This window comes from Aromatoleum sp., from assembly GCF_035254505.1.
Taxonomy (GTDB): domain Bacteria; phylum Pseudomonadota; class Gammaproteobacteria; order Burkholderiales; family Rhodocyclaceae; genus Aromatoleum.
On the sequence record NZ_DATFAO010000099.1, the window covers coordinates 1 to 13,284 of the forward strand.

The 13,284-nt window shown below is 72.0% G+C and carries 6 protein-coding genes; all 6 read left to right on the top strand.

Annotation, left to right across the window (positions count from 1 at the left end; all coding sequences use genetic code 11):
• Window positions 1-249 precede the first annotated feature (249 nt).
• The 6 genes from VJ673_RS21785 to VJ673_RS21810 are packed head-to-tail and all read left to right on the top strand — an operon-like array spanning window position 250 to window position 13,190.
• A complete protein-coding gene (locus VJ673_RS21785) occupies window positions 250-1,986 on the top strand; it encodes a hypothetical protein (RefSeq protein ID WP_324128273.1) in 1,737 nt (578 codons plus the stop codon).
• Complete coding sequence (locus VJ673_RS21790; RefSeq protein WP_324128274.1) at window positions 1,983-3,863, top strand: hypothetical protein; 1,881 nt, start codon at window positions 1,983-1,985, stop codon at window positions 3,861-3,863. Before VJ673_RS21785 ends, VJ673_RS21790 begins: the two co-directional genes overlap by 4 nt.
• A 4-nt stretch (window positions 3,864-3,867) precedes the next feature.
• Window positions 3,868-5,499, top strand: a complete 1,632-nt coding sequence (locus VJ673_RS21795) for a hypothetical protein (protein WP_324128275.1) — start codon at window positions 3,868-3,870, stop codon at window positions 5,497-5,499.
• Window positions 5,496-7,499, top strand: a complete 2,004-nt coding sequence (locus tag VJ673_RS21800) for an ATP-binding protein (RefSeq protein ID WP_324128276.1) — start codon at window positions 5,496-5,498, stop codon at window positions 7,497-7,499. Before VJ673_RS21795 ends, VJ673_RS21800 begins: the two co-directional genes overlap by 4 nt.
• Entirely contained in the window at window positions 7,496-9,766 is a 2,271-nt protein-coding gene (locus VJ673_RS21805; RefSeq protein ID WP_324128277.1) for an eCIS core domain-containing protein, read from the top strand. Before VJ673_RS21800 ends, VJ673_RS21805 begins: the two co-directional genes overlap by 4 nt.
• Window positions 9,747-13,190 (top strand): DUF4157 domain-containing protein, encoded by a 3,444-nt coding sequence (locus VJ673_RS21810; RefSeq protein WP_324128278.1) that lies wholly within the window; start codon window positions 9,747-9,749, stop codon window positions 13,188-13,190. Before VJ673_RS21805 ends, VJ673_RS21810 begins: the two co-directional genes overlap by 20 nt.
• Window positions 13,191-13,284 lie beyond the last annotated feature (94 nt).

Here is a 13,284-nt window from a genome sequence, read left to right on the forward strand (position 1 = left end):
GTGGCCCACGATGCCGGCGCTCGCGCGCTTCGACCTCGGCGTCTTCGAGAAGCTGCGCGACCGCTTCCTCGACGCCGCCGGCGACCTCGACCTCGCGAAGTTCTTCCTCGAAGAAGGGCAGAACTTCGGCCTGTCGGGCACGCAGCTCGAACTGTGGAAGCGGGTCGTCGGCTGATGAACATGGCGCGAGGCGAACATCGGGATCGCCCGAATGCCGCATTCCGAATCAACAGGAGGCGTTGAGCAATCATGGCCACCCCGTCCTTCCTCTCGCCCAGCCTGCTCGCCGCGCTCGCGCTGCGTCCGGCGCTGACGCTGCTGCCGCGCGTGCCCGTCGATATCCGCCTCCACGAGCCCGAAAAACGCCCGGACGACCCGCGCCGACTCAACCTCTTCGCCGGCCGCGCGCTCGGCGAACGCGAGTTCGAGCGCCTGCAGGCCTACGTCGATGACCGCGTCGCGCCGCTCTTGGCGAGCCTCGAACCGGGCATCGTGGAGGGCTTGCCCTGCGCCTTCTTCGGCACCGGCGCCGACACCCGCGTGCGCGTACAACCCGGCCTCGCGGTCGGCGCCGCGGGCCAGCTGATCCGCCTCTTCTACCCGCTCGACCAGGCCTGGACCGACCTCGCGGCGCAAGCCGAGCGCGACCAGGACACGCCGCTGCGCGACGGCCTCTTCCTCGTGACGATCCGCAGCGCCGTCGAGCCGATCGACGACCCGACCGACCAGGAGCCCTGCACGCGCACCGAGCCCGACCCGCTGCGCGAACGCCGCATCGAGACCGTCAGCCTCCTCGGCCTGCAGCGCATCGCCGGCAGCCCGCGGCTAATGGCGATGCCGCAACCGCAGGCGGCGAACCGCATCGGCGCCCGCCTGCTGCGCGAGTCGCCCTTCCGCGCCGACAGCGGCGCCGTACCGCTGGGCCTCGTGAAGGTCGTCGGCAAGCTTCCGGTATGGTTCGACCCGCTCGCCGGGCGGCTGCTGGCCGAGCCCGGCGCCGCCGCCCACACGCTACTCGCGCAGACCGTCGCGGCACTCGAAGCCTGGCAGCGCGATCACCCCGCACCGCTGCCGAACGTGCCGACCCAGACGCTGGCCGAACTCCTCGGCCTCGACTACCTGCCCGCCGCGGGTCCCTTGCCGGCGGCACTGCTGCGCGACCCGGCCGGCAAGACCCCGACGCTCGCCTTCCTCCCCGCCGACCTGCAGGTCGAGCTCGCACCCGTGCCCGCGAGCACCGTCGAAGGCGTCGTCGCCGACGAACTCTCGCGCGGCAGCGTGGACCTGATCCACGGCCTCGGCGAACGCATCCGCCTGCTGCTCGCGATCCCCGACCTCGACTACCGGCGCGATCTCTTCGACCTGCCCCAGCGCGACACGCAACTCGAAGACGAACTCTTCCGCCGCGGCGAGGCGGCCGCCCGCGCCTTCCAGGCTTGGAAGCAGCAGTGGTTCGCGCTCTTCCACGGCCTCACGCCCGAACAGCTGAAGGCCTTGCGCGCGCCGATGCTGCGCGCCATCGCGCCGCGCGACCCCGACCTCTACCGCGACGACCTCGTCACCGCCCGCCGAGCGACGCTAGCCCCGGCAACCGGCCCGATCTTCACCACGGCCGCCGTCGCCCTGCCCACCGCGCCGCTGCCCGAGCCCTACGCGAGCCACGTCGCCGACCGCCATCCGCCCCCGCCGGGCTACTCGCCGGTCGAAGACTCGCAGCCCGGCGATCCCGGCCTCTTCCGCCAGCGCGAAGACCTGCGCGAAGACATCCGCCACCTCGAAGCGGCGCTCGACCAGAGCTTCCGCCTGCTCGAAGAGGTCAACGACTTCCTCGGTCTGCAGCGCCAGCAGCTCGACACCCTCACCGTCTCGCTCAGCACGCTCGCCGGCGGCGTGCCCGGCGACGGCCTCGGCGCGAAGCTCGTGCGCTGGACGACGAAGGCGCAGTTCGTGCCGAAGGTCGCGACGACTCCGGAGGAACCGAGATGAGCGACATCCTCAACCGCTTCACGGCCAACGCCACGGAATTCACCGAAGTGAAGCTCGCCGCCGGGACACTGGTTCCGGACGCAAGAGTGCAGTTGGAGCCGACGATCTCCGCCGCGAGCCTCGCCGCGCTCGCGGGCTCCTTCCAGGTCGCCGCCGAACCCAGCGAACCGCTCACCGAGCCGGTCTTCAGCAAGGCGACGACGACCGCGAAAGGCATGCTGTCGCACGTCGACGTGATCCGCGACAGCTTCCTCAACGTCCGGCGCGATCTCCTCGACCTGCGCGACAAGGCCAACTCGCGCCAGAACCAGGCGAAGTCGCTGATCGACCGCGTCTGCGACTTCCTCGACGACTACCTGAAGCCCGAGGAGCTGCGCCGCCTCGGCGCCATCACCGACGTCAAGGAGGCGCCCGCCTTCCGCCTCTTCGTCGCCCCCGACCTGCACAACGCCGACGGCTTCCTGCTGCGCCCGCGACTCGACCTCGCGATCCCGCGGCCCGGCGACGACGCCGGCGACGGCCTCAAGCACAACGACGAATCCGCACTGTTTTCCGCCGGCAAGGTCGTCGCCGACGACATCCGCAAGATCGAAGCGCTGCGCGGCGCGCTCACCACGCTGCGCCGCCGCCACCAACAAGCCCTCGACGACCTGCGCGCGCGCCTCGCGGCCCTCGAAGCCGACATCCCGGGCGAGATCCGGACCCTCGACGTACGCGAGCGCGAACGCGTCGAGGCCCTCGACGACTACGCCGTCGCGCAGCGCCTCCTGGCCGAGCACTGGCGTGAGATCGAAGCCGACTACGCCGAGCGCAAGCGCGTCATCGAAAGCCACCGTGGCCTCTTCTACGTGAAGGTGCGCGAGACCCCGCTCGGCCGCACGCTGCCCGACCCGCTCGACCTGCGGCCCGCGTCTCCGGACGACCTCGTCCCGGGCTGCGCAAACCGCGAAACCTCGCTGCCCGCCGCGCTCGCGCCCTTCATCGAAGCCGTCTACGACATTCCCGCCGGCGACTGGGCAAACCTGCGCCCGCTCGGCCACCTGCTGCCCGGCCGCGCGATCCTCGCCGGACTCATCGACACGCGCCGCCAAAAGCTCGCGCTGCGCCTCAATCGCGTCCCGGTCGCCGACACGCCCGTGCTCACATCGCTGATCCAGCAGAACCACGCGCTGGTGCGCGACCTCGCCGCGCGCCCCTTCAATGCCGGCGCACTGTCCGAGCTGCAGCGCCAGGGCAGCGCGATCCTCGCCCTCGACGATCTCCTCGCGATCCCCTCGCCGCTGCTGCGCGACCCGGCGCGCGTGCTCCACCAGCGCCTCGACGCCGCCGCCGGCTGCCTCCTCGCGCGCCTGCGCACGATCGCCCCGTCGATCCGCCTGCGATGGTCCGCCGATGCCGAAGCCAACCGCCTCGCGGTCGAGACGCCCGAACGCTGGCCAGGCATCGCCGACGCCGAGGAGCGCGACTTCAACGGCGTACGCACCCTCGTCGAACTCGTCGCGTGGTGGTTCCGCCAGCTCGACGCGGATGCCTCCGCCGCCAGCCGCACCGCGATGAGGAACCTCGTCCGCGCCTGCCTGCTGCTCGCCGCGAGCGACGACCCGCAGCAGCTCGTCCAGGGCCGCCTGAAGACCATCCCCGGCCGCTTCCGCCTCGGCGACGCGCTGCGCCTCACGCTCAACCGCGAAGCCGCCCCCGGCACGCTGCTGCAGCTCTTCGACGACCGCCAGCGCGTCATCGCGACGCTGCGCGTCGACGACCACGACGACCAGGGGACGGTCGCGTCCGTCGCGAGCATCCTCGACCCGCAGCTCGAACGCAATCCCGCAGCGATACTCACCGCCGCGCTGCAGATCAGCGGCCTCAACCGGGGCTGACGCGATGAGCTCGGGCGACATCCGCGTCGGCCGCGTCGTGCTGCGGGGCACCGCGTCCGCAATCGACGCCGCACGCGCGACGCTCCTCGCCGCGCTTGCCCGCGCACACTGGCCCGATGACGCCAACGACGCGATCGTCGTCGTCCGCCGCGTCGCGGTGGCCGGCACTGCCGCCGAGTTGCCCGCGCGTGCGGCCGCGGCCACCGAGCACCTCGCCCGCCGCGCCGCCGACCCTTGGAGCCCGGCCGCCGACGCCGCCGACGCGGTGCGCTTCCGCAACGCGCTCGACTACCGCGCCTGCCTGCTCCGCGACCTCGTCGCCGGCTCCGCGCACCGGCGCTGGCTGTGGCGCCATCGCACGGCCCTGCTCGCCCGCCCCACGGCGCAAGCGCTCGCGGAGCTCCTCGGCGAGGACGCGCTGGCGCTGCCAGCCCTCCTCGAACGGCCCGCGCTGCGCGACAGCCTCCCGGCCCTGTGGCGCACCCTCGACGCCCCCGCCGCCCGCAGCATCCTGCAAGCCATCGGCACCGCGACCGGCTGGCAAAGCGCCATCACAAGCACACTCAGCCCGACCTCGCAGGAACGTGGGGCGGGAAAGCGCACCGCATCCGGCCCCCCGGCGCTTGAGCGCCCACCCGATGCCCGGTCGACGGCCCAAGCGCCCGAACCGCCCACACCGGCACAGACGGCGGATTCCGTGTTCGACACCGCCGCCCCGCGCGCCGCACAGCTCCGCGACCTGCCCTCGTCCGACCCGCGCGTCGTCCTGCAAGCGGCGCTCGCGCTGTGGAGGCAAGCCCCTGCGACACTGGCCGGCGCGAACGCCGCCGACGCGCTGCGCGCCGCCGCCGGGGCCCTTCTCATTCCGGCGGCCCCATCGACACCGGACCGCCATTCCGATCGGCTCAGCCACGCAGGACGCGGCCATCGCCCCGCCGACGCGCAAGCGCCCGGCCCGACGCAAGACTCGGCCCCCCGGGCTCCTGCCACCGCGGACAACACTTCATCGCCCGCCGCGGCGCGCGATCCGCTTACCACCACCGGCGCCCCCCGGGAAAACCTCCCCAACCGCGCGCCCTCCACCCCCCAACGTGTCTCCTCCGTCGCGGCTTCGTTCGCGACGCTTCCGCCCGCCGCGGACCATGACTTCCACACCCGCGGCGGCGGTTTCTTCTTCCTGCTCAACGTGCTGGACCTTCCCGCCTTGCGCGACTGGCGCGCCCGCCTCGACGAGCCGCAGGCCGGCTGGCGCGAACTCGTCCGCCTCGCGGCCACGCTGGGCTTCACCCCCGACTCGCCGCTCGCGGCCTTCCTCGCCGACGCCTGCGGTCTCGCGCCGGACGACGGCTCTCCCGACGAGCCCGCGATCGCGCTCGCACACCTGCCCCGCGGCACCGAATCCGGCATCGTGCTGCACACCGCATTGCGCCACTATGGCGAAACCGCGCTGCGCGCCGCGCTCGCCGAACGCCCGGCGCACGTGGTCGCAACGCGCAGCCACGTTGACATCCATCTGCGCCTCGCCGACGTGGACCTCGACATCCGACGCCCCGGCCTCGACCTCGACCCCGGCTGGCTGCCCTGGCTCGGACGCGTCGTGCACTTCCATTACGACAGCGGAGGTTTCACGTCATGAACACACCCGCCCCGCCGCTCGACGGCCCCCGCCTGTCGCGCGCCTTCGTCCACGCCGGCATCCTGCACTTCGCGAAGCTCAGTCTCGGCACGCGCTCCGCGGCGTTCGACGCGCTGGCGTCGAGCGGCGGCGCCGACGACCTCGCGCCCCTCCTCGACACCCCGCGCGAAGACTGGCCGGCCGCGTGCCAGGCGCTCGCGCAACTCGCCCCGCAACTGCGCGGCCCGCTCGGGCGCCTGCTCACCGACCTCAAGCTGCAGCTCCACGAATGGTTCGCGCTCGCCCTCTGCGGCGAAAGCGAATCGAGCTACCTGCTCAATCTCGCCGTCGCCGAGCTGCAGTCCCCCGGCCCGGTGCGCCCCGGCCTGCACCTCGTCGCCGCGCTCGGCGAGGCGCTTTTCGGCACCGCCCTGCCGCCGCTCGCGCTCCCCAACCACTGCCTGGTCCGCGCCGGCATCCTCCAAGTCACCGGCGACGGCCCGATGCCCACGCGCAGCCTCTCGATCGCGCCCGAGCTCTGGGCCCTGCTCTGCGGCGACACCAGCGCGTGGCAGGACACCTCGCCGCTGCCCGTCACCAATGCCGTGCTGCCCGAACGCTACTGCGACCAGCTCCCCTCGCTCGCGAGCATGTTGCGCGGCGGCGTCACCCAATACGTCGTGCTGCGCGGCTCGCGCGGCGCCGGCCTCGAAGCCGCCGCCCGCCTCGCCGCCGCCGTCGGCCGCCCGCCGCTGCAGATGGAAGCCGCGACCTGGGCGCGCGATCCCGCGCTCGCCCCCGCGTGCCGCTACGCCGGCTGGCTGCCGGTGCTGACGCTCGACCTCGGCCCCGGCGAACGCCACACGCTGCCGCCGAACCCGGCGCTCGCCGTGCCGATGCTGATCGTCACCGGCCACGACGGCGCCGTCGAAGGCCCGCGGCTGACCGAGATCGACCTGCCGCAGCTCTCCCCCCTGGAACGCCACGCCGCATGGCGTGCCGCCCTCGCGGCGAACGACGCGGGCCTCGGCGACGCGGAACTCGGCCGCGAATTCGCCGACCACGCGCTGCTCGACGGTCCGACCGTGCACACGATCGCCGAACGCCTGCGCCTCGACGCCCAGGTCCGCGGCGAAACGCCCGGCCTCGCCCATCTGCGTCGTGCCCGCGCGGGCTTCGGCAGCGAACGCCTGCGCCAGCTCGCACAACCGGTGACGCGCGAAGTCGGCCCCGACGCGCTGGTGCTGCCGGACGAACTCGTCGAACGCTTCGACGCCCTCGTCGCCCGCTGCCGCCAGCGCGAAAAGCTCCGCGACGGTCTCGGCGCGAGCCTCGCCGACCCCGCGCCCGGCGTGCGGGCCCTCTTCGCCGGCGACAGCGGCGCCGGCAAGACGCTCGCCGCGAGCCGGCTGGCGACGCTGCTTGGCGCTCCGCTCTTCCGCGTCGACCTCGCGGCCGTGATGAACAAATACATCGGCGAATCCGAGAAGAACCTCGGGCGCCTCCTCGACGAGGCGGCCGCGCTCGACGTGCTCCTGCTGATCGACGAGGCCGACAGCCTCTTCGGCCGCCGCGGCGAAGGCAAGGAGACCGGCGAACGCTACGCCAACATGCTCACCAACTTTTTGCTCACGCGGATCGAACAGCACCCGGGCATCGTGGTCCTAACCACCAATACCCGCGGACGCATCGACGCCGCCTTCACCCGCCGCTTCGACGCCATCATCGAGTTTCCACCGCCGGGCGTGGCAGAACGCTTGCGCATCTGGCAGTCGCACCTGGGTCAGCGATCCCCCGACGCGGCCCTGTGCCGCCACCTCGCAAGTTACTGCACACTGCCCGGCGGCCATATCCGCAATGCCGTGCTGCAGGCCGCCGCCCTCGATCCGGCGACGCCGGACGACGGCGACGGCGCCCGCCCGATCGCCGTCGAACAACTCGTCGCCGCGCTGATCGAGGAATACCGCAAGATCGGCCGCAGCCCACCGCCGCAGCTGATGCACGCGCGGAGTGCGGAATGAGCCGCCTCGCACCCGGCGGCACGCTGCGCCGCAAGACTCCGCCGGCGCCCGCCCCCTCTTCCGCCCCGGACAAGAAGGCGGGCGAGGCGGCGGCCAAGCCTTCCGGCACCGCGAAGGCTCAGGGCAAGGAAGGCGACAGGGGCGCCACCGACGGCCGGGGCACGCAGCCGCCGAGCTACCTGCAGGTCAAGCTCGCCGTCAGCCAGCCGGGCGACGCCGACGAACAGGAAGCCGACAAGGTCGCCGGCGACGTCCGCCGCGCAATGCGCTCGTCGTCGAACGCCCCCGCGAAGTGTTCGAGCTGCGGCGGCGCAGGCCCGCGCGGCAGCCTCGAACCGGCGATCACCCCGCCGAAGAAGGAGGTGCTCGCGCCGAAGCTGATGCGCGCCCCGGCGCCCGAAGAGCAGAAGGCCGCGCCCGGCGACGGCGCCAAGTCCGCCCCGTCGGACAAACCCGCTGCAAACAAGCCCGACGCCCTCGCCGGCAAGGAAGCCCCGCCCGAAACCGAGCAGCGTATCGGCGCCCGCCGCGGCCAGGGCGAGGCGCTCGCGCCGGACCTGCGCGCCGAACTGGAGGCGAAGCTCGGCCGCGACCTCTCCGCGGTGCGCATCCACACCGACGCCGAAGCCGACGCGATGTGCGTCGAAATGCACGCCCGTGCCTTCACCGTCGGCAACGACATCTACTTCTCCGCCGGCAGCTACGCCCCCGAGTCCGACGCCGGACTCGAACTCCTCGCCCACGAACTCACCCACGTCGGCCAACAGTCCGCGGGCGGCCCGCAGAGCGCCGCGCCCAAGCTGCAGCGCGACTTCTGGGATGACCTCTTCGGCGACGGTGGCGCCCCCGCCGATCCCATGGCCGGCTGCAACAAGGAACTCGCGGAATCGGAAAAATGGGCCAAGGCCGGCCCCTATCCAGCCGCACCCCAAGGCATCATCGGCGCGGCCGGCTACGGCGGCTTCGACGCCCAATACCGCAGCGACCCGACCGAAGGGGAGGGCGTGCTCGACATCCAGCAGGGTGTGGCCGCCGAGTTCAAGGACACCCTCGTGCAGAACGCCGGCATCGTCGCGCCGCACCCCGACCTCCCGGCCACCCCCGAGATCACCGCGCTCGCCAACCGCATCAACGGCATCCCCGTCGCGTTCGTGCGCAACGCGCTGCTGGCGCGCTACCAATGGACGCCCGCAGAGCAGGCCCCCTGGCTCGCCAACCTGAAGACGCTGATCGAATCCACCTGGGGCGGCAAGCACAGCTTCTTCCTCAACAAGCCGCGCTGGACCTGGCTCGGCGCCGACGTGAAAGTCGCTCTCGACATCGGCCAGCGCGCGAAAGCCGCCGGCGACCACATGGCGGCGGAGATCTACAAGACGCCCCCCGGCGAGAGCCTGCGCACCTTCGACATCTCGCACGAAGTCGGTCCCGGCAGCCTCACCGACCCGCGCGACCAGACGATGCGGCTCGCCAGCACGACCACCGGCCCCAAGGAATACGACCTGCTGCGCGAATCGGTCGAATTCGGCTTCAATTCCGATGCGCTGACGGGCACTGCGGTCGGGAAACTCAACGACTTCATCGCACGTTTCAACGGCGCGGTCGGCAACGCCGCGCACCAGGAAGTCCGCGTCGAGATCGTCGGTCACGCGAGCGCCTCCGGCACCGAGCAGTACAACCACGACCTCTCCGAGCGCCGCGCCAATGCCGTGCGCGACCACCTGGCCGCCAACGGCTTCGCGAACACCGCCACGCGCGTCACGATCACCCCGCGCGGCGAAACCGAGGCCGACCAGACGCAGCCCAAACTCGCCACCGACCAGCGCGCGGACCTCATCGTCGACGGCGGCGAGCGCATGATCACCGCGGCGCACGAGTGGGGGCATGCCTTCGGCGTGGACGACGAATACGTCACCGGCGGCACCAACATCGGCGACCCCGTCGACCACGACGCGATGACCAAGGCCATGACCGACGCCAACGGCGTCCACCTGCCCGGCGCGATCAAGGAACACAACGGCGGCATCATGTCCTTCGGCACCGAAGTCCGGCCGCAGCACTACTCGACCTTCCACCACGCGCTCGAGACCGTCACCGCGCAGTCGCCGTGGTCGTTGGGACTGCACAAGCCGAAGTGGCAGGTGGCGATGGAATGCGGCGCCCCCTCGCCAAAGGGCGACTGGCCCACGCCGACCCCAAACCCGCCGACGCCCGCCACCCCGCCGGCGAGCCCCATGCCCGGCAGCGACAATGGAAACGCCGTCGCCTAAATTCGCACGCCGGCCGAGCGAACGGCCGGCGCCCGAGACCCCGCGCGCCGCCTCGCGCAGCGCCGAAGCACGCGCACAGGGCAATTCGCCCGCCGCCTCATCGGCCAGCACCCCCGCGCCGCCACCAGCCCTGCCCGCCTACGCGCAGCCACCGGGCCGTCCCGCCGCTCGTGTGAGTCAGCCCGGCGAAGGCATCGAACGCGAAGCCCAACAGCGCGCCAACGCTGTCACCCCCCTCGCCGTACCTGACCCCACGCCGACGAGCACCACGAGTACTGCACCGGGCAGCGCCGCCGCGGGTGGAACGACCTCAGCCGCCGCTTCGCCCGCTTCTGCCGGGGGCTCGCCAGCCGCCACCGGCGGTGCTTCCGCTGCGCCCACTCCTCTGCCCGGCACTGCCACTGCATCCACGCCGTCGCTGCCTGCCTACGCCGCCGGCCGCGTCGACGCCCGCCGCGGCCGAGGTGAACCGATTCCCAAGGACGCCCGCAGCAGCCTCGAAGGCCACTTCGGCCGCGACTTTGCGGACGTGCGCATCCACACCGACGCCGAAGCCGCCCGCCTCACCGCCGCCCTGGGCGCGCGCGCCTTCACCTCCGGCCGCGACATCTACCTCGCCCCCGGCGCGTGGGCGCCCGACACGGCCGAAGGCCGGCATCTGCTCGCCCACGAACTCACCCACGTCGTGCAGCAGGACGGCCAGGCCGCCGCGGTGCTCGCCCGCGCCGTCGACCCGACGCTCGACACCCGCTTCCACGAAACCGACCGCACCTCCGCCGCCGCCACAGCCCTCGAACGCCTCGAAATCCCCGCCGTCAAATCGCGCCACCTGCCGATCTACAGCGGCCTCGCCTCCGCCGGCAACTTGAAGCGCGTCCGCGGCTACGGCCGCGACGGCGCCGACCAGCGCGCGGTGTGGAACCAGCTGCAGGTCCCCGCCGACGCCGTGCGCTCAAAACTCGGCGAACGCAACATCCCCGTCCCCGCCGACGACAGCGGCCGTGTACGTCTGAAACTCCATCGCGGCGCGCGCCTCACGTCGAAACGAATTTCAGAGCTGCAAACGCTGCTGCGCATCCCAGCCTGGGACCGCAACGGCCGCGCCATCCCGCAGTTCCAGGTCGACCACATCGTCGAGCTGCAGGTCTCCGGCCAGATGGGTTCGGGCGTCGGCAACAGCGTTCAGAACATGGAGCTCCTCGACCAGCCGTCGAACAGCAGCTCCGGCGGCACGATCCGCAGCGGCATCTACCGAAAAGTCGACGCCTACCTCGACACCTTCGACCCCAAGCCCGACCGCGGCACCGTGCTGCGCCAGCACGACGTCGTCTTCAGCAGTGCCGCCGCGACCGGTGCCGGCTCCGCCGCGGGCGCGTCCGCCTGGTGGACCAAGACCGAGATCGAGGCCGCCGAACCGCTCAACACCGCGAGCCCGCCCAACGCCACCGAAGACGGCGTCGCCCAGGGCACGGCCGGCGAATTCATCCTCACCTCCGGCCCCGGCGGCATCACCGTCGGCCGCTTCCGCCACAGCCCCGGCAGCGCACCCGCGATCGGCACGACCCAGGCGCGCGCCCTCGCGGGCCTGCGGATCACAGCGATCAGCCTCACCGACAACGCCGGCACCCCGACCGGGCCCGTCGGCTCGCTCTCCGCCGAATGGGACCTCCCCGCCGACTGGCAGCCGGAAACCCCCGCCGTCACGATCGCGCTCACCGGCGACGGCGAATACCGCGGCTACCCCTCGGCCGTCCCGGCGCTGAACCTCACCTACACCCACCTCAGCCCGGTCAGCTTCACATCGATCTCGACCGAAGACGGCGAACTCTCCGCCGAAGGCACGCTGACGCCCTCGATCCCCATCCTCAACGCCCCGATCACGGTGCGCCTGCGCGGCAAGGATCTGAGCTTCTCGCTCGACTACGGCCCCGACCAGATCAGCCTGCCGATCCCGCGCACGACCATCGACGACGCCTACGTCAGCGTCTTCTACTCCACCGCCCGCGGCCTCGGCCTCGGCGGCCAGGTACTGTTCTCGATCGAAGGCGCCGGCAGCGGCGAACTCGCGGCGTCCGTATCGACCGCCGGCGGCGTGCAGCTCGAAGGCGGCTTCACCTTCGAACGCTCCCTCTTCGACCGCGCCCGCGTCCGCGCATGGTGGCGCGACGGCGCGCTCGGCGCCGAAGGCACGATCGGCATCGACACCCCCGACAAGATCCGCGGCATCAAGAGCGCGACCGCCACGGTCAGCGTCACCGAAGGCGCCTGGAGCTTCACCGGCAGCGCCGAACTCTCGGTCCCCGGCGTCAAGGAAGCCGGCATCTCGATCACTCAAGGGGACACCGGCCTCACCATTGCCGGCGACGTCGCCCTCGCCGCCAACCCCGCGATCCGCTCCGGCTCGATCCACGTCGAATGCAAGAAGGACGAAGGCGACTGGAAAGTCTCCGCCACCGGCACTGCCCAGCCCGCGATTCCCGGCGTCGACTCCGAGCTCACCGTCACCTACGACGACGGCGCCTTCGACGCCCAGTTCAGCGGCGCCTTCGCGCGCGGCATGCTCTCCGGCCAGATCACCGTCGGCGCCACCAACCGCAGCATCGGCGAGGACGGCCGCCCGAGCGGCGACGCCGCGCCCGACGCCCCCATCATCGTCTACGGCAGTGGCTCCGCCACCGTGCAGATCGCCCCCTGGCTGCAAGGCACCGCCGGCATCCGCCTCGACCCCAACGGCGAAATCACCGTCTCCGGCGAAATCGCGCTGCCGAACCAGCTCGAGATCTTCTCCAAGCTCGAATACGACAAACGCCTCTTCGGCCTGTCGACCCAGATCCCGATCATCCCCGGCATCGTCGCCGAGGTCGGCGGCAACCTCAGCGCCAACGCCAGCATCGGCCCCGGCGCGATCGACCAGCTGCGCATCGGCATCGAATACGCCCCCGCGCACGAGGAAAACACCCACGTCACCGGAGACGCCCACCTCAACGTCCCCGCCCAGGCGGGCCTGCGCCTCGGCGCCCGCGCCGGCATCGGGCTGGGCATCACCGGCGCCAGCGCCACCGGCGGCATCGAGATCGGTGGGACGCTGGGCATCTCCGGCGCGGCGGAAGCCGGCATCCACATCGACTGGATGCCCTCCCAGGGCCTCGCCATCGACGCCGAAGCGGCGCTGCACGCCCAATCCACCTTCCGCTTCGACGTTTCCGGCTACGTCGCCGTCACCGCGCTGGGCGCCAGCCTCTACGACGAACGCTTTGAACTCGCCGCCGTCGAACTGGGATCAGGCCTCGAATTCGGCGTGCGTTTCCCGATCACCTACCGCGAAGGCGAGCCCTTCGACGTGTCGCTGGACGACCTGGAATTCGAGGTGCCGGATGTCGATCCGGTGGCGCTGGTCGATCAGCTCGGGGCGCAGATCTTCTGATCGGTGGCAGCTCATGTCCGACCCCGATTCGCCAGACACACTTGCATTGACGTCGGCATTTCGGTGCACTAACGTCCTGCAACGACAACTTGCG